At 56.5% G+C, this 23,493-nt stretch carries 16 protein-coding genes; 15 read left to right on the top strand and 1 reads right to left on the bottom strand.

What is annotated here, in order from left to right; all coding sequences use genetic code 11:
* Positions 1-77 precede the first annotated feature (77 nt).
* From OCV63_RS07130 to OCV63_RS07105, 6 genes are all read left to right on the top strand, one after another.
* A complete protein-coding gene (locus tag OCV63_RS07130) occupies positions 78-398 on the top strand; it encodes a PadR family transcriptional regulator (protein WP_158363161.1) in 321 nt (106 codons plus the stop codon).
* A complete protein-coding gene (locus tag OCV63_RS07125) occupies positions 395-1,405 on the top strand; it encodes a DUF1700 domain-containing protein (protein WP_262670692.1) in 1,011 nt (336 codons plus the stop codon). The genes OCV63_RS07130 and OCV63_RS07125 overlap by 4 nt, the downstream gene beginning before the upstream one ends.
* Positions 1,389-1,943, top strand: a complete 555-nt coding sequence (locus OCV63_RS07120; protein ID WP_158363159.1) for a hypothetical protein — start codon at positions 1,389-1,391, stop codon at positions 1,941-1,943. The genes OCV63_RS07125 and OCV63_RS07120 overlap by 17 nt, the downstream gene beginning before the upstream one ends.
* A gap of 79 nt (positions 1,944-2,022) precedes the next feature.
* The gene (locus OCV63_RS07115) at positions 2,023-2,721 is read left to right on the top strand and encodes a response regulator transcription factor (RefSeq protein ID WP_158363157.1); all 699 of its coding nucleotides are present in this window, start codon (positions 2,023-2,025) and stop codon (positions 2,719-2,721) included.
* Positions 2,696-4,885, top strand: coding sequence for a sensor histidine kinase (locus tag OCV63_RS07110; protein ID WP_262670690.1), 2,190 nt, complete (start codon positions 2,696-2,698; stop codon positions 4,883-4,885). The genes OCV63_RS07115 and OCV63_RS07110 overlap by 26 nt, the downstream gene beginning before the upstream one ends.
* A gap of 68 nt (positions 4,886-4,953) precedes the next feature.
* Positions 4,954-6,021, top strand: coding sequence for a dipeptidase (locus OCV63_RS07105; RefSeq protein ID WP_158363155.1), 1,068 nt, complete (start codon positions 4,954-4,956; stop codon positions 6,019-6,021).
* Here the strand turns inward: OCV63_RS07105 and OCV63_RS07100 are convergent.
* Positions 6,000-6,695, bottom strand: a complete 696-nt coding sequence (locus OCV63_RS07100; RefSeq protein ID WP_158363153.1) for a gamma-glutamyl-gamma-aminobutyrate hydrolase family protein — start codon at positions 6,693-6,695, stop codon at positions 6,000-6,002. The genes OCV63_RS07105 and OCV63_RS07100 overlap by 22 nt on opposite strands.
* A 273-nt stretch (positions 6,696-6,968) precedes the next feature.
* On the opposite strand from OCV63_RS07100, the gene OCV63_RS07095 reads away from it, so the two are divergent.
* The 9 genes from OCV63_RS07095 to OCV63_RS07055 all read left to right on the top strand — a co-directional run bounded on the left by OCV63_RS07095 (position 6,969) and on the right by OCV63_RS07055 (position 23,490).
* On the top strand, positions 6,969-7,667 hold the full coding sequence (locus OCV63_RS07095; protein WP_158363151.1) for an ABC transporter ATP-binding protein: 699 nt from the start codon (positions 6,969-6,971) through the stop codon (positions 7,665-7,667).
* 23 nt (positions 7,668-7,690) lie between these two features.
* Entirely contained in the window at positions 7,691-9,403 is a 1,713-nt protein-coding gene (locus OCV63_RS07090) for an efflux RND transporter periplasmic adaptor subunit (protein WP_158363149.1), read from the top strand.
* Between the two features lie 2 nt (positions 9,404-9,405).
* Positions 9,406-10,632 carry an ABC transporter permease gene (locus tag OCV63_RS07085; RefSeq protein WP_158363147.1) on the top strand — a complete coding sequence of 409 codons (1,227 nt, stop codon included), beginning with the start codon at positions 9,406-9,408 and terminating at the stop codon, positions 10,630-10,632.
* Positions 10,633-10,881: 249 nt separating this feature from the next.
* Positions 10,882-11,658 (top strand): PP2C family protein-serine/threonine phosphatase, encoded by a 777-nt coding sequence (locus OCV63_RS07080; RefSeq protein ID WP_262670686.1) that lies wholly within the window; start codon positions 10,882-10,884, stop codon positions 11,656-11,658.
* A complete protein-coding gene (locus OCV63_RS07075; RefSeq protein WP_158363143.1) occupies positions 11,652-13,328 on the top strand; it encodes a serine/threonine protein kinase in 1,677 nt (558 codons plus the stop codon). Before OCV63_RS07080 ends, OCV63_RS07075 begins: the two co-directional genes overlap by 7 nt.
* A gap of 1 nt (position 13,329) precedes the next feature.
* A complete protein-coding gene (locus tag OCV63_RS07070; protein WP_158363142.1) occupies positions 13,330-13,602 on the top strand; it encodes a hypothetical protein in 273 nt (90 codons plus the stop codon).
* Entirely contained in the window at positions 13,599-18,410 is a 4,812-nt protein-coding gene (locus OCV63_RS07065; protein ID WP_158363141.1) for a hypothetical protein, read from the top strand. Before OCV63_RS07070 ends, OCV63_RS07065 begins: the two co-directional genes overlap by 4 nt.
* Positions 18,411-18,464: 54 nt before the next feature.
* Complete coding sequence (gene metA, locus OCV63_RS07060; protein ID WP_158363139.1) at positions 18,465-19,382, top strand: homoserine O-acetyltransferase MetA; 918 nt, start codon at positions 18,465-18,467, stop codon at positions 19,380-19,382.
* Positions 19,383-19,593: 211 nt separating this feature from the next.
* Complete coding sequence (locus OCV63_RS07055) at positions 19,594-23,490, top strand: MSCRAMM family protein (protein ID WP_158363137.1); 3,897 nt, start codon at positions 19,594-19,596, stop codon at positions 23,488-23,490.
* Positions 23,491-23,493: the final 3 nt, after the last annotated feature.

The raw sequence follows: 23,493 nt of genomic DNA, 5'->3' as shown, positions 1-23,493 counted from the left end.
TAAAACTTTAGTACTTGACATTACATAGTAGTAGGTGTAACCTAATAACAGACACAGGAAATGTTGGGAGGGATAGGATGAATCCACAGTTTAAGAAGGGCGTGCTGGAGCTGATTGTGCTGGAGGCGGTGCGCCGGAAGGATCGGTACGGCTATGAGCTGGTGGAGGAGGTTTCCCGGGTCATCGATGTGAATGAGGGAACCATTTATCCATTGCTGAAGCGGCTGACCAATGAACATTATTTTGAGACGTACCTTCGGGAGTCCACGGAGGGGCCGCCCCGGAAGTATTACCATTTGACGGCGGCGGGGATCCTCTATCGGGATTCCCTGGCAAAGGAATGGATAGAATTTCAACAGCAGGTAGGCAGATACCTGAAGGAGGGAGAAGAACAATGAGTAAGGAAGCATTTCTGACAGAGCTTGCGGGACATCTGAAGGTGCTGGAGGAACGGGAGCAGCAGGACATTCTGGATGAATATGCCCAGCATATCGATATGAAGATACAGAACGGTATGTCCGAGGAGGAAGCCATCCGAGATTTCGGGCCGGTGAAGGAGCTGGCGGCGGAGATTCTGGAGGCCTACCATGTGAATCCGGAATATGGCGACAGCAGCCGTCGGGTAAAGATGGATTTTGAGAGCGCAGCCCAGTCTGCGGAGCAGGGGATCCGAAGCGCAGGCAGTTTCCTGAAAAGGGCGGGAAAGAAGCTGGGACAGTGGATAAGCGAGGCCTGCGCCTGGATTGGGAAGCCGATCCATAAGAAGCCTGCGGGAGAGCCTGTGGAGCAGCCGGAGGGAGCCGGAAGCGCGGCCAGACAGTGGACAGCCGCAGACGGTGGAGATTCGGAAAAAAGCAAAGTCGGATATGGTCCGGCAGTTTCTCAAAAAGCAGATGCCAGATCCGAACAGGGCATACTTGGAAAATTCATCGGCTTCTGCCGCGACATTCTGAAAGGCTGCGGCAGCCTCATCGGCAGCGCCGCCCGCGTTTTAAGAAAACTGATTATCTGGCTCCGGCACATTTGCTGGGACCTGCTCCGCTGGGGTGTACGCCTCTGCTGGAACGTATTCTGGTTCTGCGCGGCGGTTTGCTTAGGCCTGGGAACCATCGCAGCCATCTTCTGTTTTGGCGCGCTCCTGATTCTTTGCTTCCAGGGATATCCGCTCATCGGCGTGACATGGATAAGTCTTGGCGGCCTGCTCTGCGGCGGCGCGCTGACCTGCGCGGCCTGGGGTCTGATTCGCCGGAAAAAGACCGAAGAAAAAACCGCCGTCCCGGAAAATGAGGACGATACGTACGGAGAGCCGGAAGCGGGAGATATCGAAGAAAAAGAACCCGACGAGGACGATTTCACAGACGAGGACATGGAAACAGAGGAGGATGAACATGACCAGATTTCATAAAATAACCATTGCCATCTTTTGCGGCGGCATCCTGCTGTCCGGCATCGGCGCGGGCGTGGCCTTCGGAGAATTTTCAAGCCTGTCCTACGGCGGTACGGAGGTGGTTGGCAAGATAGATACGGCTACCAAAGAGATCAGCAGGGAAATCGCCCCGGAGCAGGGCGTCTGGAATATTGACGGCTACTGGGATACAGCTCCCGAGGTGGAAGCCGACGAGAGCATTCCGGAAAATACCGTACTGTTCCGCATTACCTACAATCAGGCTATGGTGGAGCCGCGGATCGAAGAGACCGTCCAGGAAGACGAATATTACGACAACGACGCCGACACCTGGCGGCAGACCCGCACCCCGGCCTTGGAGCTTCACTGCTACTGGGAGAATACGGACGAGAGTGATTTTCAGAATCTAATGGAGGCCAAGGACAAAGTCCTGGCGGGTCTGAAGCGTGGCGAATTGATTTCCGTGGTGGGCGCGCCCCATATCGAGCAGGTACAGATTTTCTACAATCCGGTCAATGAAAAAGATTTGAGATTGTAAGAAAGCTGTAAGAAAATCCTCCGGTGTCCCGTAAGAAAGAAAGGGTATCCTGAAACCACCGGAAAAGGAGAGAGCAAATATGAACGAATGCGTACTGGTAGTAGACGACGACCGGGAGATTGTGAGAGCCATTGCAGTGCTTCTGGAAAAAGAGGGTTATCAGGTGCTGAAGGCCTACGACGGCCTACAGGCCCTGGAACTGGCGGTGGAAAAGCCGGTGCAGCTCATCCTCATGGATGTGATGATGCCGCGCCTGGACGGATTGTCCGCTGTCATGAAAATCCGGGAGCGGAAAAATATCCCGATCATCGTCCTCAGCGCCAAAAGCGAGGAGAACGACAAAATCTTAGGCCTGTCCATGGGCGCCGACGATTACGTGGCGAAGCCCTTTCATCCCCAGGAGCTGGCAGCCCGGGTAAAAAGCCAGCTGCGCAGGTATACCATGCTGGGTGACATCCACGCAGGCGTGTCCGGGGACGAGATCCGAAATGGCCGTCTCACCTATCGCCAGTCCGAACGGACCCTGTACGCGGACGGAGAGCCGGTGCGGCTGACCGCCACCGAGACGAAGATTGTGGAGCTTCTGATGATGAATCGGGGCCGCGTCTTCCCGGCGGAGGAGATTTACCGTCGGGTCTGGGAGGAGGAAGCCTACGCGCCGGAGAATACGGTCATGGTACATATCCGCCGCATTCGCGAAAAGATCGAACTCAATCCGAAAGAACCGGAATATTTAAAGGTGGTGTGGGGAATTGGATACAAAATGGAAAAAATCTAAAATCTGGATAGGCATGCTTGCCTTCTTTCTGGGAATGACGCTGTTGATTTACAACTTCATTTCCATGCTGACACTGATTTCGAACACGGATCTGCGGCAGTCCGATTATCAGAAAACGCAGGAATTTGCCACGACCATGTCGAATCGGCTGGAGGATCTGATCGGCATCGGACTCAAGGGAAAGGACTGGATGGGCTATCAGTACAGCTACAGCGATTCCGGCTATCGGTATGATTCTTATGCGGCAGATACGGTCACAGAGGATAGCGGTACGGTCATATCCGAATGGTGGACGTCTGGTTACTCAGGATCCATGAGCTATGAAGAGGCAGCCACAGAAGCAGGCGGATACAGCACGGCGGATTTTAATGCCTATCTGGAGGAAATGAAAGCCGACCAGAACCTGCGTTACGCGGTGTTTAAAGACGGAAAACTGACCTATACGAACATCGACGGACTGGACGCGGAAAATGCCAGCATCGGCATGGATTTCGCGTCTTGGATCCCGGCGGAGGAGTATAATTTTCAGCTGATCTACAATAAAGACGGTGACGGCAAGGTAGCCATGGAAAAGGACGGCCAGATGGTGGACGTCTACGGCGACGGGATCTACCGGGAAAACAGCCGCTGGGCCGTGCCGGGTTATCAGAATTTCACAGCCGGGGATGAGGCGAAAGCAATCGCAGTCTATCTGGCAGCGGCGAAGGAGCCAAAGCTCTATGTGGTCAGCGGCACAAACGGAACCAACCGATATGGCGGCGTCCTCTACCGTCTGAAGGAGAGTCTGGCGGTAGATAGACGGCAGCTGGTACGCAGCGAAGCCGGTCTGGCGGCGGCTCTCCTTTTGTTACTTCTGGCGTGGGCGCTACGGAAGCCGCGAAGGGCAGGTAGGGAAATCATCATCGGATGGACTGGGAAAATCTGGTTGGAAATCAAGCTGCTGTTCTTCTTCGTCCTTCCGATTTATTTGATTTTGCGCTTCATAGATGAATTTTTAGCCTGGAGCGGTTTCAGCCTGGGATGGGTCGTTTCTTATGGAATCCAGGATTATGCGGCATCAGCGCGGGATTACCTGGCGTCCAATCTGGACGGGATGTTCACCTACTGGTTCCTAATCTTCTGGCCGCTGTATCTGGGCGTCACCGATCTGCGCCGGAATAAAGGACAGCAGAAGAGTGTGATCGGCCGTCTGCGGCGCAGTATTCGAACCCGGGATCTGAAGCAGCCCGTGCAGAAAAAGCTGGTGAAATGGCAGCGGCGCTCCCTGATTCCTTTTGTGGGCTTCTTTTATATGAACCGTGTGCGCAGACTGGCCGAAGATCTGGGCGCACTGACGGAGCAGATCGGAGCCGTCCGGGGCGGCGATATGGGAAATGCGCTGTCTTTGCCGGAGGACAGTGATCTGAAAGCGGCGGCGGAGGACCTGAATAGCATCCAGGAGGGCATGGAGGCGGCCATCCGGGAGCGCACGAAAAGCGAACGCATGAAGGTGGAGCTGGTGGCCAATGTGTCCCACGACATCAAGACACCCTTGACTTCCATTGTCAGCTACGTGGACATTCTGAAGCAGGAGGAAAATCTGCCCGAAGATGTGAAGGACTACATCCGTGTCCTGGGTGAGAAATCCGAGCGCCTGAGTGCCATGGTTCAGGACGTCTTTGAGGTGAGCAAGGCGGCTTCCGGAGAGCTGCAGGTGAAGCCGGAGGAGCTGGATTTCGCGAAGCTTTTGCGCCAGACCCTGGCGGATATGGCAGAACCCATCGAGCAGAGTGGTCTCTCCATGCGGGTGTCTATCCCGGAAGAACCGGTGATGATCACGGCGGACGGCCAGCGTATGTATCGGGTATTCCAGAATCTGTTGCAGAACGCATTGAAGTATTCCCTGCCCGGTTCCCGCGTGTACCTGACGCTTGTGGAAAAAGATGGAAATGCAACGGCGGTCATGAAAAATACATCCGCTACCGAACTGGGCGACGGCATCGATTTCACTGAGCGATTCGTCCGGGGCGATAAGAGCCGGACGGACGGCGGCAGCGGACTGGGGCTGTCTATCGCCAAAAGCTTCACCGAGGCCTGCGGCGGCAGCTTCCGGGTGGAGACGGACGCGGATCTGTTTACGGCGGCGGTGAGTTTCGCGGTGACGGATAACAAGAAAGAAGCGTAAGAATAAGTAAGAAAGAGTGCGGTTTCCGGTATATTAGGAAACCGCAACAAAAAGACAGAGGGATCAATATGTTTATACAGGAAGAGTATTTGGAACAGGCCAGAAAAATTCACCGGGAATGCCCTGTAGTGGACGCACACTTTGATCTGGCGGCGGAGGTCTGTGAACGCCGCCTGGCCGGAGAACAGGGCGTGGTGGAACAGCGGTATCTGCCGCGTTTTGAAGAGGCGGGGCTGAACATTGTCGTATCATCCATTTTCATTAACAACCGGGATTTGCCGGAGCTGGGGCTTCGAAAGGCCCTGGGGCAGATCACAGCACTGAAGGAAGATGTGGAGTCGGTGAACAACCGCATCCGCGTGACGGGAAGCCGCGCGGAACTGGAAGAGAACCTGGCCGCAGGCCGCATCTCGATCCTGCTGTCCCTGGAGGGCCTCGATCCCCTGGGAAATGACCTGTCCCTGCTCCGCACCTTCTATGACCTGGGCGTGCGAGGCGCGGGCCTCACCTGGAGCCGCCGTAACGCCTTTGCCACGGGCTGCTGCACGGCGGGTCAATTCCAGGAGATCCCGGGCGGCCTGACAGAGCTTGGCAAAGAAGCCATCCGGAAAATGGAAGGGCTGGGCATGTGGCTGGACGTGAGCCACTTAAGCAACGATGGCTTCCGGGACGTCTGCGAGGCAGCGGAACAGCCCTTTATCGCCAGCCACTCGGACGCTTGGGCTGTGCATGAAAATTACCGGAACCTGACGGATGCCCAGATTCGTGAAATCGCGGGGCGCGGCGGCGTCATCGGACTGAATGCCTGCGGGTATCTCACGGGCATTATGCCGGAGACCACGACTCCGGCGGAACAGGAGGCCGATGCAGCCCTGCTCCGTCTCTGCGAGCACGCTGAGCATCTGGCGCGCATCGCAGGCCCTGCTCACATAGGCTATGGCTTCGACCTCTGTAAGGGTCTGGAAGAGACCACCCCGCGCATTCAGTTTGAGACAGAGAACTATGACGTGCTGGCCCACCACGGCGAGATGGTGAAGCTGACTGCCGCTTTGTTGCAGCGGGGCATGGATGAAGAGGCGGCGAAAGGCATAGCAGGCGGCAATTTCCTGCGCTATTATCGAAGCATTCTCAGGTAGTATTTTAAAAGCTTACTTCCGTCTTCCACATCCTCCCGTGCATGAGAAAAGCACATCCGCTCCGGATGCCACTGCACCCCGAGAACCGGAAGCCTCTCGTGATACAGGGCCTCGACCACGAAATCCGGCCCGTACTGGGCTGCCTGAAGACCCTCCCCGAAGACTCCGACCGCCTGGTGATGGGCGCTGTTGACCCGCGGAAAGCTGCCATAAAGCTGCGCCGGAAAGGTGCCGTGCGCAGCTTTTGTTATGTGAATTTTGTCCGCATCCTCCCAGGCATGGATAGCCAGGGATTCCGGGCCAAGCTCCTGAATCAGCGTGCCGCCAAAGGCCACATTGATAAGCTGAAGCCCTTTGCAGATGCCGAGTACCGGCTTCCCGGCGGCCATGAAGGCCTGAAAGAGAGAAAACTGCACGGAATCCAGAAGCGAGTCGATATTCCGCGATCCCGCATTTTCCATGTGATAGAAAAAGGGACTGATATCTCCGCCGCCGGGCAGCACAAGGCCGTCAAAATCCGCCGGATCCGGAAGCCGCCCGTCTGCCAGCAGCAGGGACAGCTCCCGGCCGGTTCCGCATAACACAGAGGTATCCGCACCCAACAGCGAAAAAGCCGCGCAGTAATTCCGGGTCTGCTCCAGAAACCCCGCAATCAGAATTTTTTTATGTATCATCCTAAGAACCTGCCTGTATCAAAAGAATTCCTCCTAATATATGCGTCAGTGCGGAGGAAAAGAAGTCCCATTTCTGCTGTCTCGTTTCGACTGAAAACAGGGAAAATCTGGGAAATAAGAAGCAACCGAGGGTCAATAAGTGATGATGGCGTTTAAGGTTTCTTTAAGAATTTATGAATGTCCTTGAAGTTCAAAAAATATATGATATTGTATTACAAGACTAATACAGATGTGGGACAAAATACCATTTCTGTGCAAAAGAAGGAGAACAACATGAGCGCACTGGTGGAGGTAAAAGACATCTGCAAGATCTACAACCCAGGCGAAAATGAAGTCCGGGCGCTGGATCATGTAAGTCTTTCCATAGAAACAGGAGAATTCGTGGCCATCATCGGTCAGTCCGGCTCGGGTAAATCCACCCTGATGAATATGCTGGGCTGCCTGGACACGCCCACTTCGGGAACTTATTTTCTGAACGGTAAGGACGTGTCCACCCTGACCGACGACGAGCAGTCGGATATCCGCAACAAAGAAATCGGCTTCATTTTCCAGGGCTTCAACCTGATCAGCAACCTGACCGCCCGGGAAAATGTGGAGCTGCCCCTGATATACCGGGGTGTGCCGAAGAAGGAGCGGGAACGTCTCTCAGAGGAATCCCTGAAAATCGTCGGCCTGGCCCACCGTATGGATCACAAGCCCAACGAGATGTCCGGAGGCCAGCAGCAGCGCGTGGCCATCGCCCGGGCTATTGCGGCGAAGCCGCCGGTGATATTGGCCGACGAGCCCACGGGAAATCTGGATTCCGGTTCCAGCAGGGAGATCCTGCAGATTTTGAAGGAGCTGTACCGAGGCGGCCGTACAGTCATCCTGATTACCCATGACAACGGCATCGCAGCCCAGGCCAGGCGGGTCATCCGTATCATGGACGGGCACATCGTAGACGATTACATCAATGAAGATGTCACATTTTAAAGAGAAAGAATGAGGAGCGGAAAATGGAAGAGAAAAAGAGCCTGATGGAAGAATGGGAAGACGACGAGCTGACCGCAGAACAGGAAGATCAGAAAGCAAAGAAGGGCCTGTTCAAAAAGCGCGCCCCGAAGGAAAAGAAAGCGAAGAAAGAGAAAACCCCGCTGACCCCGGAGCAGAAGAAAAAGCGCCGGAAGCGCATCATCATCGGAGGCGTGGTAGTTGTGGTATTGGCAGTGACGATTCTGCCGAGAGCTTTTTCAGGCCCCAGCTATCCGGTGGTCAGCGTCCGGGAGGTGACACTTGGCAGCGTGACCCAGGCCGTGGACGGCAGCGGCACCGTGGAATCCCAGGAGGTCAAGACCTATTTCTCCCCGGTATCGGCGACAGTATCTGATTTTGACCTGCAGGTGGGGGACACCGTGGAGGCAGGCGATACTTTGCTTACCTATGACGGCGCCGAGCTTGACGACCTCTACAGGCAGGCCGAGCTCACCGGAAGCGCAGCTAATTATGGCTACAGGGATTCCATTGAGAAGGACAATAAAAACGCGTCCGAATACAAGCGCTCTTCCGAGGCCCTGGATATTATCAACCGCCAGCTGGACGAGGAGGACGACAATGTGGATCACCTGAACAAGCGGGTCAATGAGTACACCGGCTATCAGGGAGATTCTTCCAATAAGCTGGCCGATCTGAGAAGTCAGCAGGATGCGTCCAAAGCGGCCATCGCAGCCCTGGATGCGGCGAACCGGGAGCTGAAGGACGCCCAGTTTGCCCTGGACAATTCCACCCTGGATAAAACAGGCGAGGATTACAAAAAGCTGCAGGACGCGGTGACCGTAGCCCGGAACGCGGTGACCCAGGCCACGAAGCCGGCAGCCGACGCCCAGGCCAGCCTTCCGAATATCGAGAAAAGCATCCAGGAGGAGCAGGAGCATTACAATGACATCGTGAAAAAGCTGGACAGTTATCAGGAACGTCTGAAGGACGCCCAGGAAAATAAGAGTAAGCTGGAGACCAGCAAGTCCAAGGAGGAGGGCATCAAGGATTCCAGCGACGCGGCAAAGCTGTCCGGTTCGGCAAAAAGCCAGCTGGCAGCTCAAAATAATCTGAGTACGCTGGAAGCGCAGATGACAAAGGATGACATTCAGCAGGGTAAGGATGGTATAAAGGCTGATTTCTCCGGCGTGGTGACGAAGGTGGCGGCGGTGGCAGGCGGCCCGGCAGCCAAGGGCGGCGAGCTTTTTACTGTGGCCAGCAGCGAGGATGTGGTGGTGGAAATGAGCATCACCAAGTACGATCTGGAGAAAATGGAAGAGGGTCAGAAGGCCACCGTGACTCTGGCAGGCCATACCTACGAGGGCACCGTGCAGAAGCTCAGCCGAATTGCCGAGAAGAACGAAAAGGGTACCCCGGTGGTTTCTGCCCAGGTGAAGATTGACAACCCGGACGAGAACATTTATCTGGGACTGGAAGCGAAGGTGAACGTACAGGGCCGCTCCGTGAAGGATGTGCTGGTGGTACCGGCTGAGTGTGTGAATTCCGGTCAGGACGGCGATTTCTGCTATGTGGTAAATGCGGATGGCGTCGTAGAAAAGAAAATGATTGAAAAGGGCCTGAGCTCCGACGATTCTGTGGAAGTGAAATCCGGCCTGGCAGCAGGCGACAAGGTCATTTCCGGCGGCCTGACCACCGGTATCGAAGAAGGTATCCATGTCACCGCAGTGGAGGAGTAAAAATGGCGCAGCTATATGAATATATGAAAATGGCCCTGGATAATATCCGGGCCAACAAGGGGCGTTCCTTCCTGACTATGCTGGGCATCATCATCGGCATCTCTTCGGTCATCATGATTATGTCCATCGGCGGAGGCGCGAAGGCGGAGATGAGCGACGCACTGAACGCCATTGCCGGAGGCCAGATTTACATCTATTCCAATACAGACGGCGGATCGGATGAGCAACAGATTACGGTAGAGGATATGGCAGCCATCAAAGAGAAAATTCCCCATGTGAAGGGCGTAACGCCTTCAGACAGTATGTATGGCAGTATCCTGACGCCGAAAGGCACCTTTGATGTATACGCAACCACAGGTACGGCAGATCTGGAATATACCCATAATCCGGAAATGGTGGCAGGTCATTATTTCACGGATTCCGATGTGGAGGCTATGAATCTGGTGGCTGTGGTCAGTCAGAACGACGCCATTAAAATGTTCGGAACCGATGACGTGCTCGGCATGACCGTGGAGGCGACCATTTACAATGTGACCCAGGAAATCACGATCTGCGGCGTTATGAAATCTGAGGACGAGGGCGGCATGATGGGGGCGATGATGGGACAGGAAAGTTATGTGAATTTTTATATGCCCTACACAGCCAATTATGCCTTTGGCTATGAACTGGATTCCTTTTACGGCCTGAATATCATTTCAGAGGGAAGCCAGTATTCCAGGGAAGCAGGCCAGGAGGCTTTGAATCTGCTGGCAAGTCGACATCAGACCCAGGGGGAAGACGCCTTCATGCTCCAGGACGGCGACAGCGAGATTGCGCAGATCACCAGTATACTGGATATGATTACAGCGTTCATCGCCCTGGTGGCAGCCATCGCCCTCCTGGTCGGCGGCATCGGCGTCATGAATATCATGCTGGTATCTGTCACTGAGCGCACCCGGGAAATCGGTATCCGCAAAGCTCTGGGAGCCCGCACCGGCTCGATTATGATGCAATTTCTGGCTGAATCTGCGATTATCACCTGCATGGGCGGCCTCATCGGCATCGTGCTGGGTCTCTTAGGAGCCTACGGCGTCTGCTCCCTGCCCGTGCTGGGTTTCAAGCCGGCCATCAGTGTCATGACCATCGTGCTGGCCACCGTATTTTCCTCCGCCGTGGGTATCTTCTTTGGAATCTATCCGGCGAAGAAGGCGGCGCGTTTGAGTCCCATCGAGGCCCTGCGGCGCAATTAAACAGGAAGAGAAATCTGGAATTTCATCGACAATCCGTGACAAAATGTCGAAAAATGTCGAAATTTTATCCGGCAGAAATGCAGCTTTTTGCTTGCATTCTGCCGGATTTTGTTATAGTATGAAGGCACGGATTCCTCCGCATTCAAGCGGAGCATTCATTCCGGCAGATCGCCGGTTTTCACCAAGGAAGAACGATAAAAGACGGGGAAGGGCAAGAAGATAGGAAAGAACAGGCAAACGCGGACCGCTTTGGCTGCCTGGACGGACAAGGGGCATACCAGACGCATCAATCAGGATGGGATCCTTTTGCAGCAGGCCTCTGAAGGGGGATGGGAATGTGTGCTGGCCGCAGTCTGCGACGGACTGGGCGGCTTACAGAAGGGAGAGCTGGCCAGCGCCGAGGTCATCCGGGGGCTGGCCGGGTGGTTTCGGACAGAATGGCCGCGCCTCAGGGAGCAGGCAGGCGGCGAGGCGGAGATTTTGAAGTCCTGGGACAGGCTTCTTGTGGAAAAAAATCAGGAGCTGGTAAATTATGGAATTCAAAATGGATTGCAGCTGGGGACCACGGTGTCGGCGATGCTCCTGGCGGATGGCTGTTATTACATCCTCCATGTGGGCGACTGCCGGATCTATGAGATTACCGGGACGGGAATCCGGCAGCTGACCCGGGATCAGTCCTGGGCGGCGGAGGCGGCTGAAAAAGGGATCCTGACGGCAGAGCAGGCCCGTCGGGATCCCAGACGCAGCGTGCTGCTCCAGTGCGTGGGTGTGGCGGAAAGCGTCCGTCCGGTGTACCTGCGCGGAAAATTGGAGCGGGAAGCCCTGTATCTTGTGTGCAGCGACGGCTTCTGGCATGAGGCCGGGGAGCAGGAGTTATATGAGCGGTGCCGCCCGGAGCGGCTGACCGGGGAGCGCGCGATGCGGGAGGCCTGCCGGAGCATCATCCGTGAAAACCGCAGGCGGGGAGAGACAGACAACTGCTCCGTGGTGATGGTGCGGACAGGAAACGGGGCGGCTCTATGCTGAAAATCGGTTCGGTCATCGGAGGAAAGTACAAGATCTTAAGCGTCATCGGCCGGGGCGGCATGAGCGTCGTGTATCTGGCGCTGAACGAGGCGGCCAATAAGCCCTGGGCGGTGAAGGAACTGCTGAAAAAAGAAGCCTGGGAGCGGGAGGCGGACCGGCGGGAGATTGAGATGATGAAGCGCCTTCGGAATCCCCATCTGCCGGGAATCGCGGATGTCATCGAGCAGGGGGACAGCCTGTTGATTGTCATGGATTACGTGGAGGGCCGCTCTCTGGAGGCTTTGTTACAGGAATCAGGCGCGCAGCCGGTGGAGTCCGTGCTGGCCTGGGCCATTCAGCTCTGTCAGGTGCTGACTTACCTCCACAGCCAGTCGCCGCCGGTGATTTACCGGGATCTGAAGCCGTCCAATGTGATGCTGAAGCCGGACGGCACGATTGTGCTGATTGATCTGGGCGCGGCCCGGGAGTATAAGCCCGGGAACCAGACGGATACGGTGGCGCTGGGAACCAGGGGCTACGCGGCTCCGGAGCAGTACGAGGAGCGGGGACAGAGCGACGCGCGGACCGATATCTACAGCATGGGGGTATTGATGTTCCGACTGCTGACCGGGGAAGGCCCCCATCTTCTGCAGCCGGTCCGGAAGCTGCGCCCGGAGATACCGACCGGATTGGAAGCGGTGATAAACCGCTGTACCGGAGTCCGGAAGGAAGAGCGCTATCAGAACTGCAGAGAGCTTGGCTACGCATTGGAGCATTACCGGGAGCAGGACGAGCAGTTTCGACGGGAACAGCGAAGAAAGCTGAGACGCTTCGGGGCATTGGCGGCGCTGACACTGTTATGTTTCGTTCTGGCGGGCGTCTGCGCCGGGCTGGAAACACGGGAACGGAACGATACATACGAAGCCTGGCTTCGGAACGCCCGGAACGCGGGCACCAAAGCCGAGGAAATCGCGTCTTACCAGAAGGCAGTCTCCATAAGTCCGGCGCGTCCGGAGGCCTGGCTGGGACTTCTGGAGGAGGGCTATCTGGACGACGGTCTGCTGACCGGGGCCGAGAGCAGGGAACTGCGGAGCTTCCTGCTGGGGACGGACAGGGATGGGCGTACCCGGGAGCTCTTATTTCGGGAAAATAAAAAGGGCTACGGGCTCTTTGCCTATGAAGCCGGAATTGCCTATTTCTACAAGTTCGAGGAGACAGAGAATAAGAAGAGCGCGAAGGCCTATCTGAAGGCAGCGGCGGAATCGGGCGGCCTTTCGGAGCAGCAGAGGCGGAGGGCAAAGCGGCTTCTGGCTATCGCAGAGTATTACGGCAAGATCGGCGTGGCGGATGAGGCGGGGGACGACTATGTGGACTACGGGGACTACTGGAGCGATCTGCGGGAGCTGACAGAGGGCAATCTGGTGGAGGAAGACAATGCCCGTACGGCCCTGGTGCTCTACGAGGAGCTGGCGGGGCAGATTCTGGCCCGGGGAACAGAATTTCAGAGAGCGGGAGTCACCGAACAGGAGCTGCGGGCCTGCCTGACAGAGCTGCGGCAGCATCTGAAGAGGGATTTCGCGGAGCTTCCGGAGTCCAGGCGGCTTCTTTTACAAAATGAAATGGAAGAACTTGGAAATGTAATAGATCAGGCAGAGCGGACTTTGGAAACTGTCCGCAGACAGGAGGAATGAGATGGAACAGCTGGGAATGCGGACTGCGTTCTATCACAGCCTGTCCCGTTATCTGGGCGCGGGCGGTGCGGCGCTTCTGGCCGTGACAGTGGGCTTCTTTTTCCGGGAAAGACTGGGATTTACCATAGGCTTTCTGACCGGCTTCCGAAAGAGGCGGGAGCTTAAAAAGGAGAGCCGGGAGGAAAAGACGGAGCTGCTGAAAAGCAGGTTCCGGATCGGGCGGGAAATCATCCGGGTGCATACGGGAGAGAGGATCAATGGAGGAGAAGTGTGAGACAGAAAGGGATGACATGGCTGCTGATAGGCCTTGTGACAGTCTGTGGCTGGTTCTGCGTGGAGCGGACGGTACAGGCCGAGCAGGAGGGGGAAACAAAGCAGGAGGTGACAGGAGCGAAAGAAGATGATGAGGAAGCGCCGGAGTTCGGGGAAGTCCGGCTGTCGGCTGACGGTCCTTCGGCGGAACCGGTACAGGTGCTGGCCCGGGTGACAGACGGGGGAACGGTGGCGGAGGTCTGGATGGAAAATGTGGAGGAACCGGAGGAGCGCTGCAGGCTGGAAGAGACGGGGGAGGAAGCGGTCTACAGCTGTGAAGTGGACACGGATTCCTGGAAGAAGGCTGCGTACCGGCTCATGGCCGAGGATGCCGCCGGGAACCGGGCGGAGTATCCGGCGCTTCTGAATATAGAGCTCGATAAGCTCCCGCCAGACGCAGAGCCCATCTGGGTGCAGTATCGGGTGGACGGAGGTAAGCCGGAGAAACCGGAACGGTTTCTGGACAGGCTGGCGGCTGGACTGAAAAAGCTCTTTGCGGGCGATCAGATCGAAGCGATGTTGTATCTGCGGGACGAGGGCTCCGGAATCAGGGAAGCCACGGTGAGTTTTGGCGGAGCAGAGTACAGGGTGGAACCGGAAACGGGCAGGTATGCGGTGATCGAGGGCGAGACTTACGAGGTGCTTCCACTGCTTCTTACGAAAGAGGCGGCGGAGAGCCTGAAGATTGAGCAGATCCTCGACCGGGCCGGGAATGCGGCGGAGGGGATAGAAGCAGTGCAGCCAGTGGAAGGAAGCAGGATTCTGATTCTTGACCGCACCGCGCCGACCGTGGCAATCAAGCTGCCCGGGGAGCAGGCCCGGGAGGCGGGAATCCGCTATTATGCCGGAGCGGCGGGAGAGAAGGAGCAGGTGACTCTGACCTTCCGGGAAGCACAGTACGCGTGGCAGACGGACGAACAGGGAAAACCGGTGAGGCCGGAGATTACAGTCCGGAAAAATGGAGAAAGCCTGGAAGATGTGGAGATCGCATGGGGAGCTTTTCAGCAGGGACAGCTGGAGGCGACGCTTTCCCTGCCTTATGAGGAAGATCAGGAGACGGAGTACCGGATAGAGGCCACGTATCAGGACGGCTCCGGCCATGTCCTGGAAGCGGCAGAGAACGGAAGCGGGGGCCATGTGACAGCGGAAGGCCGGTTTGTCAGTGACACCCTGGTTCTGGATGCCAGACCGCCGCGGCTTACCCGGTTTGCCGTGGAGGGTGAGACGGATTATCAGGTGGAACGGCAGGGGGAGAAGCTGCCGGTCTACCGGAATCGGGAGGGCGCGGATACCACACTGATTTTTACAGTGGAGGACGCGGAAAAATACTGGCGCAGAGAACAGCTTGTGATACGGGTTCTGGAGGCGGCGACGGAGCGGGAAGTGGAACGCCTGCAGGGAGACAACCCGAAGCTGCGCTGGGAGGATGCGGGCGATCTGCATACGGGACAGCTGGAATTTGACGGCGAGCCGGGGCAGGAGGGCTGCTATCGGGTGGAGCTTGCCTGTCCGGATCAGGCGGGCAATCCCCTGAATGGAACCGGAACATACGAGAGTGACGGCTTTATCCTGGATCACTGTGCGCCGGTGGCGGAGATCCGCTATGCAAAAGCCGTTCGCATGGTGACGGCAGAGGGAACGGATCTGCCGGAGAACGCAGGACCCCGGCGGGAGTACACATCCTATTACCGGACAGAGATACAGGTGGAAGTGGAGATAAAGGAGCAAAATGCCGTGCCATTGGAGCAGGAGGGTGAGCTGACAGGACTTTTGGATTTTCACTTCCTGGTAAATGGCACAGAGGAGAAACCCGGGTGGGAGAAGGACAGCGAGGATCAATATACAGCGCGCTTCACATTTACCCGGGAAGGGGATTATCGGCTGCGGCTCGCCTATGAGGACGCGGCGGGAAATTTGGTGGAGTGCGAGGGACAGACGGAGGATGGGATCTGTGAAAGTCCGCTTCTGGTATTGGATCGGACGCCGCCGCTCCTGAGTGTGGACACGGACCGGGAGCCGGACGCAGTGTATCAGGAAAGACGTTATTTTACAGAAAATACGGTGCTGCGGCTTACGGTTCAGGATGAGAATTTCAGGTTGGGTGAGCTGAAGGAAAGTCTCCGGCGTATGACGGCGGTGGACAGCGAAGGAAAGGCGGTGGAGGAGACTACGCTGGCAGCGGCCATCGAGGGCCTGAATGGGAACCGGATCCTGCGGGGAAGCGGAAAGGTGGAGCTGCCTCTGAGCACCGAGGCCAATTACCGGATTCCCGTCATATTTACAGATCTGGCGGGCAATCCGGCTGTCTGGCAGGAGGAGTCGGAAAGCAATTCCGACGGCTGCCTTGAGATGACCGTGGACAAGACAGATCCGGAGGCGCCGACATTGACGGAGAGTGGAGGCCTCCGGGGAGGCTACGGTCCCTTCGGCTGGATCTTTGCGAAGCAGACCCTTGTGCTGACCGGCAGTTCCAGGGATCAGACAGCCGGAATCCGAAAGCTGCGTTTCCGGATTCTGGATGAAGAGGGAAAGGAAACCCTGCGGGAGCAGGAGCTGGAACCGGCTGTGACAGGGACTTTTCGTATCCTGCTCCCCATGGAACAGACGAATTTTAAAGGCCGGGTGGAACTGGAAGTATTTGACAGTAGTGGCCGGAACGCAAAGGTACAGAAGCATTATGGAATCGAGAGCGGGGAGAAGCACCAGGAAGCGGGAACGGCGGCGCTCACCATCCTTACAGAGCCGGGCAGAGTCGTGGGCGGCCATCCCTGGTACAACGGGGATGTGGAGATTCGGGCAGACTTCCAGGACAGCTATACGGGGCTTGGAAGCTATGCGATCACCGCGGACGGAGAGCGGAAAAAAGCCCGGAATTACCGGGAGGAGGCAGACGGACAAAGTGGGCCGGTGCGGGAAGCCTCGGAGACGCTCCGGCTGGAGGCGACCCAATATAATCGTAACGATATACAGGTGACAGCGTCCTATACGGATAACGCGGGGCATACGGGGGAAGCCCGGAGGACACTCTCCATCGATATGACGAAGCCGGAGATCCGGGTGACCTATGATCGGAATCAGCCGGAGGGGGACGGCCTGTACCGGGAACCCCGGACGGCCACGGTGACCGTAAAGGAGCGGAATTTTGATCCGGGGGACGTGGAATTTTTCATCACCAACACGGAAGGCAGCCTGCCGGAGATCAGTGGCTGGAGCCACAGCGGAAGCGGGGAGGAAAGCCTGCACAGCTGTAAGGTGGCTTTTCAGGAGGACGGAACCTATACCTTCCGGATGGCGGTTATGGATCTGGCGGGCAATCAGGCGGTGTCCGAAGGAACGGACACCTTTACCATCGATCGGACGCGGCCGGAGCTTCAGGTATCCTGGGAGGGGCCGGAGGCCAGGAACGGCAGCTACTACCCGGCGGAGCGCAGGGCGCGGATTCAGGTGCGGGAGCTGAACTTCGATCCGGGACGTGTCCGAATTGAAGCTGCGGCAGCGGAGGGCGAGACGCCGATCCCTTCCGTATGGCAGAGTAACGGCGAGCTCCATACTGCCTTCGTAAGCTTCGGAAAGGACGGACGGTATGCATTAGCCGTGTCGGGCGCAGATCTGGCCGGAAATGAGATGGAACCCTACGAAGAGGCGGAGTTCGTGATTGATGGGACGCCGCCGGAGCTGGAGCTGTTCGGCGTCGGGGATCAGTCGGCCAACCGCGGGGAGGTTCGCCCGGGAGTCCGATACAGTGACGCACATCCGGACAGGGAAAGTGAAAGAATCACCTTAAAGGGCTGCCACAATGGAACGGTGGAGCTGACAGGGCAGACGTTGTGGACGCAGCAGGGCCTGGAGTGGCAGATGGACAATATTCCGGAAGAGCAGGAGCTGGATGACCTGTACCGGCTGGAGACGGAGGTCGCTGATCTGGCGGGAAATCTGAGCCGGGCGTCCATAACATTTTCGGTGAACCGCTTCGGGTCGGTCTATACCATGGATGCGGACACGGAGAAACTGGCGGGAAAGAACGGTCTGTATTTTACGGACCGGGAACCGGAGCTGGTGGTGACAGAGACCAATGTGGACACCTTAAGCTTCCACTCCATTACCTGCAAACAGAACGGGATCACCAGGATCCTTACGGAAAATCAGGATTTTCAGGTAACGGAACAGACCCGGCCAGACGGCTGGAAGCAGTATACCTATCGCATCGGCAGGAAAAATTTTCAGAGGGAAGGGATCTACGCAGTCACCATTTATTCGGAGGATCGGGCGGAAAATGCCTCTGATAATAACAGCCGGGGAAAGAGCCTGAATTTCGCCGTAGATAAGACGGCTCCCAGTATCGTACTGTCCGGCGTGGAGGAGCAGGGCAGCTACCGGGAAAAACGACGTCAGATTCTGCTGGATGTGCAGGACAACCTGGGTCTTCGGGAGGTACAGGTTCATCTGGGGGATCAGACTTTAAGCTACAGTGGTCAGGAGCTTCTGGAGACGGATGGAAGAGCATCCTTTTATGCGGAGAGCGCGGGGGACTGGCAGGAGCTCACGGTGGAGGCCGTCGATCAGGCCGGCAACCGGGCCGGGACAGAGCCCATCCGTTTTCTGGTGACGCCCAGCATCTGGATGCAGATTTTCCGGAACCGGAGGCTTATGATGACTGCGGTGTCGCTGTCTCTGGCGGGACTTCTGGCAGCAGGACTGCTTTTACGGAAATTTTTTCGGGGCAGGAAGCAGATTCTCACTTTTAAAGAAGAGGAAACTATGCTACAATAACAGACAGTGCTGTTATGCGAATAGCAATGGCCGCATGCAAAGGAGAGAAGAAAGATGCCGATTAAAGTACAGAGTGATTTGCCGGTTCGGGCAATTCTCGAACAGGAAAATATTTTTGTCATGGATGAAAACCGGGCCTTGAGTCAGAATATCCGCCCGCTGAAGATAGGAATACTGAACCTGATGCCGCTGAAGGAAGATACGGAGCTGCAGATCTTACGCTCCCTGTCCAATACGCCGCTGCAGCTGGATATTACCTTTATTACAGTCAGCAGCCATGAGTCCAAGAATACGGCGCAGAGCCATATCAATAAGTTCTATGAGCCCTTCTGCGAGGTGAAAAAGCGCCGGTTTGACGGCCTGATTATTACAGGCGCGCCGGTGGAACAGATGGCTTTCGAGGAGGTCGATTACTGGGACGAGCTGGTAGAAATCATGGACTGGGCCGATGCCCATGTTACATCCACTTTCTTTATCTGCTGGGGGGCCCAGGCGGCCATGTATCATTTTTATGGCCTGAAGAAGCGCCTGCTTCCCCAGAAGCTCTTCGGACTCTACCCGCATAAGGTGGAGAACCGCAAGGAGCCGCTGGTGAGAGGCTTTGACGATGAGTTTTACGCGCCCCATTCCAGACATACTACGGTGGACGCGGAGGAAATCCGCGCCTGCAAGGATCTGACCATATTGGCCGAGTCCGACGAGGCGGGAGTATTCATCGCCATGGCAGAAGAAGGCCGCAAGATCTTCGTGTTCGGTCATCCTGAGTACGACCGTGTGACCCTGGAGAAAGAATATCTGAGGGACAAGAATAAGGGGCTGGACATCCAGATTCCGAAGAATTATTTCCCGGATGACAACAGCGACAACAGGCCGCTGCTCATGTGGAGAGCCCACGCCAATACACTGTATACGAACTGGATCAATTACTACGTCTATCAAAACACGCCCTATGTGTGGGAGGACGAGGAGTAGAAAGCCAGCAGAGAAGCCGGCCTGCGGGCAGGTTTATCCGGGAAAGTTCCATGCGCGGTTCATTTGGGCCGGCATGGAATCTTCCCGGGAACAAAAGATAAATTCTGAAGAACGGATCCAAAATTCTGATTTTCATACGATCTGACAGATTCTGATAAATTACCATCGATAAGCGAGAGAAAAGTGAATAGAGAAACAGGGAGGAAAGTTTGTGAAAAAGAATGGGCGATGGAGTCCCGGAAAGAAGCTCCTGCTGTGTTTGCTGACGGCTTCTATTTTGATGGAAAATATTGGAATCAGCCAGAAGGCGTATGCCATGGAAATGGAAGCGGAGCCGCAGCAGCTGGAGGAGATACCGGAAACAGATGTGGATAAGACGGAAGAGGAAAAGGGAGAAGCAAAGGAAAAGACAGAAGCAAAGGAAAAGACAGAAGCAAAGGAAAAGACAGCGGAAGAGGCAAAATCAGAAGATATGGAAAAAACAGAAGTGGCAGGCGGAGAAGCAGAGAAGCTGTTAGCGGAAGAGCTGGAAAAACGGATCGAAGAATTCCCGGAGGAATCTGCGCTCTGGTGGCAGGATGCGGCAGAACTGGCAGAAACTTATGAGATATTTATGGACCTATGTGACTTTTACGAAGAGCTGAGCGAGGAACAGCAAAAACAGGTGGATATGGGAAAACTGGAGGCTGCCGGACAGTTTTTCGCGGCCTGGACGGATCCAGTGTCCCTGGTCAATACCGGCGATATCGGCAGCATTCCCTCGGAATACGGCGCGGGTCTGATTTATCGGGGAAAACGAAGTACGGCCATCTACGGCCCCGGCTGGCTGGATGGCAGGTATGCGCAGAATTACGCGAAGGATCCGGATATCTATATCCGCTATCCGGAATCCGGCAGCTGCTATGTGGACGGAAGACATACTCAGGTGGACGTGGTAGTCTACTACTGGCTGACGGAGGGAGAGGCCTTTGTGGCGGACCGCTTCGGCGAGGATCAGGTGTCCATCGGTTCTCCGGCCTGGTGCGGCTACAAGCCCCAGGATTTTACCATTGAGATGGAATATCATTTCTTCCGGGCCGGGACGGACGAGGAGCTGGCGGTGAACGGCTATCTCTTTGCCCATGATTTGGATATGGGCGAGGGAATCTGCGGAAAAACCGGAGCAAGAGGCTACTATACTTCGGAGAACACCACCATGAAGTGGAAGGGACAGTATGTGACCGGAACTGTGGATGACGACCGCTTGGACTATTCCATGAGCGTGGGCGTGGCCTTCCATTCGGATCCGTCGGCTCCGTTCCATGTGAGCTATCACGGCTGCGAGTATTACACCATAGAGTTGTCCAGTGTGGGCGTGGACGGTCAGCTTCCGAAGAATTACGGCAATCTGCAGGTGACGAAGCGTCTGGTAAATGGGGGCAGTTATGCCACATCCCCGGCAGGCTTTTCCATTCGCCTGCGGGGAACCTCGGCCTACGGCGACGCGGTGGATAAGACAGTGGTCACGGACGCTTCGGGACAGGCGTCCTTTTCCGGAATCCCCATGGGAACCTATACGGTGACAGAACAGGGGGCGGCTTCCTGGTGGGCGGTACCGGCGGGACAGACCGTCAATATCGAGCCGGGACAGACCACCAGCTGCACAGTAAGCAATATCTACAAGACCGGAAATGTGGAGATTCAGAAAAAGATCGAGACAGCGCCGGATGCAGCCTACAATGCGGAGGCAGAAGAAAAGCGGCATTATAACACAGCTCTTTCCGGTTTTGCTTACAGACTCAGCGGAACTGCGGATTCGGGCGTGAAGGTTCTGCGGTACGGTGCCACGGACACAGCGGGGAGGCTGGTGTTTTCAGATGTGCCGGTGGGAACCTACCGGGTGCAGGAAGTGAAAGCCTCGGAGGTCCCGGCGGCGGAAGCCTGCAAAAAGAATGCCACCCAGGAGCTATTCCAGTATGTGATTCCCGGGGCGCAGACCGTAAAGGTGACATATGACACAGCGGGACAGAAAGGCAATACGGTCCGGGCAGAGTTTCAGAACAGGCTGAAGAAATGGAAGTTTTCCGGAAAACGGAAGAAAACAGATCAGGAGCTTTTGAAGGATGGCGTCAGCCAGGGCGACGCGACGCTGGCCGGAGCGGTCTACGGCCTGTACGATGGCGGCAAGCTGGTGGCCACAGCCACTACAGATGAGCAGGGGCAGTTTGATTTCGGAGGCCCCTATGTGGCGGGCGATTTGTGGTATGTACAGGAAATCAGCGCTTCCGAGGGTTATCTTCTGAATCCGGCGCGCTATGAGGTGAAGGCCTGCGCTGCAGAGCAGGGGGCCGGGGCAGAAACGGTTTTCCATGTGGAGTTCAAAGACGCGGCAGCAGGCAAAACGGGGCTGCCGGAGCGGGTGAAAAAGCAGTCCCTTTCCTTTTATAAGGTGACGGGAACCGATCGGAACGATCGACTGGATCCACTGACCGGGGCAACGTTTTCCGTTTATCTGGTGTCGGAACTGGCAAAGGGCCGCTATGCGGAGCTGGAGGACGCTCAGGTGGTGCAGGCGGTCATTGATGATTACCGGGATCCGACAGCTCTGGATTACGGGGCGATGAAGGAGATCCCGGCGGTGGCGGAGCTGACCAGCGACAGCCGGGGCGTGGTTACGACGCCGAAGCTTCCCTGGGGCCGCTATGTGGTGGTGGAGACCGGAGTCCCGGCGGATAAGACGGCGGCCAGACCCTTTGTATTCCGGGTCTCCGGGGATGAGCAGGACGGAACGACGGACGGGGACGGGAAGGGAGAAAGCCTGTCCGATCTGGTGATTCTGATGGATCGGCAGATCCAGTCACTGATTCGGATTCGCAAGATGGATCAGAAGAGTAAAAATCCGGTTCTGAAGGAAGGGGCCTCCTATGTGATTCATGATGTGGAGGGGGCCTGGTTTGATTACTATACGGCAGAAATGACGACGGCCCAGAAGAAGGCCTATCGGAAGCAGTATGGGGATCTGGTGGTTCAGTACAGCCAGGGCGTGTATACCGGGACGAAGGAGAAGCCCTATGTGACCAGACAGATGGGAACGGCGGATCAGGTCTATGTCGAGACGCCCGGCGTCCTTCCGGCGGGCTTGTATGAGCTGGAGGAGCTGGCAGCGCCGGAGGGCTATGTGCTTCAGGGACACGAGGGCGTGATTGCCAAAAAGGACGGAGCTTCCGGGAACGGAACCTTTTACGAGACGGAGGAGACAGGAAAATGGACTGACACGCCCCAGGGGCGCACCCGTTTTCAGGTGTCCTCGGACGAAGCGCGGTACGACCGGGAAATCGGCGCGTTTGTGACGGAGGTCCGGCAGCAGAACGAGCCTGCAGTGGGCAAAATCGCGGTTTACGCGGAGGGAGAGAAGCTGACCGGAGCGAAAAAGCAGGTCGGAACAGAAGACTACCGCTTTGTATATGAGGAAAAGCCTGTGGAGGGCGCGCAGTTTGAGATTCGCGCGACAGAGGATATTTACAGCCCGGAGGGTGGGGAGAACCGGACTCTGATTTTTCATTCCGGGGAAGTGGCGGCCACCTTGGTGACGGATGAGAAGGGCCAGGCCTGGACCGGACAGGAAGACTGGGAAGGAACGGAAGTAGCGAAGGGTTTGCCCCTGGGGCGCTATGAGATCGTGCAGACGGCAGCCGGAGCCGGATTTGCCCTGAGCGCGGAAAATCAGAAGCCGAGAGCTGTTGAACTTACCTATGCGGGTCAGGAGGTGCCGGTGGTATACCGGGACAGCGTGTACCAGGTACCGCGGCAGAAGGTGCAGGTGGAAGTGGAGAAGCTGGATGCGGAAAAGGAGACGGCGCTTGCAGGGGCGGTGTTCGGACTGTATACGGCGGAAACCATCACCGACTGGAGAGGCCGGGAACTTCTGAAGGCGGGCACCCTGCTTGGAACGGCTGAAACGACAGAGAATTCGGAGGGCCAGGTGCAAAAGGCAGTGTTCGGGATGGATTTACCGTTGGGAAGTTACTATGTGGAAGAGCTGCAGGCGCCGAAGGGGTATCTGAAAAGCGAAATCAGACTCTCTGTGGACGCTGCCTGGCGGGCAGATCAGCGGGAGGTCGTGCAATGAGCC

It is taken from the genome of Laedolimicola ammoniilytica (assembly GCF_025567165.1).
Classification (GTDB): Bacteria; Bacillota; Clostridia; order Lachnospirales; family Lachnospiraceae; genus Laedolimicola; species Laedolimicola ammoniilytica.
The sequence above is the reverse complement of the archived record's forward strand: the minus strand, read 5'-3'. Positions and strand labels throughout refer to the sequence as shown.

What these genes read in the sequence shown, in the direction of transcription:
- OCV63_RS07130 (WP_158363161.1), top strand. Translation starts at nt 78, where the DNA reads ATGAATCCACAGTTTAAGAAGGGCGTGCTGGAGCTGATTGTGCTGGAG.
- OCV63_RS07125 (WP_262670692.1), top strand. Translation starts at nt 395, where the DNA reads ATGAGTAAGGAAGCATTTCTGACAGAGCTTGCGGGACATCTGAAGGTG.
- OCV63_RS07120 (WP_158363159.1), top strand. Translation starts at nt 1,389, where the DNA reads ATGACCAGATTTCATAAAATAACCATTGCCATCTTTTGCGGCGGCATC.
- OCV63_RS07115 (WP_158363157.1), top strand. Translation starts at nt 2,023, where the DNA reads ATGAACGAATGCGTACTGGTAGTAGACGACGACCGGGAGATTGTGAGA.
- OCV63_RS07105 (WP_158363155.1), top strand. Translation starts at nt 4,954, where the DNA reads ATGTTTATACAGGAAGAGTATTTGGAACAGGCCAGAAAAATTCACCGG.
- OCV63_RS07100 (WP_158363153.1), bottom strand. Translation starts at nt 6,695, where the DNA reads ATGATACATAAAAAAATTCTGATTGCGGGGTTTCTGGAGCAGACCCGG.
- OCV63_RS07095 (WP_158363151.1), top strand. Translation starts at nt 6,969, where the DNA reads ATGAGCGCACTGGTGGAGGTAAAAGACATCTGCAAGATCTACAACCCA.
- OCV63_RS07090 (WP_158363149.1), top strand. Translation starts at nt 7,691, where the DNA reads ATGGAAGAGAAAAAGAGCCTGATGGAAGAATGGGAAGACGACGAGCTG.
- OCV63_RS07085 (WP_158363147.1), top strand. Translation starts at nt 9,406, where the DNA reads ATGGCGCAGCTATATGAATATATGAAAATGGCCCTGGATAATATCCGG.
- OCV63_RS07075 (WP_158363143.1), top strand. Translation starts at nt 11,652, where the DNA reads ATGCTGAAAATCGGTTCGGTCATCGGAGGAAAGTACAAGATCTTAAGC.
- OCV63_RS07070 (WP_158363142.1), top strand. Translation starts at nt 13,330, where the DNA reads ATGGAACAGCTGGGAATGCGGACTGCGTTCTATCACAGCCTGTCCCGT.
- metA (WP_158363139.1), top strand. Translation starts at nt 18,465, where the DNA reads ATGCCGATTAAAGTACAGAGTGATTTGCCGGTTCGGGCAATTCTCGAA.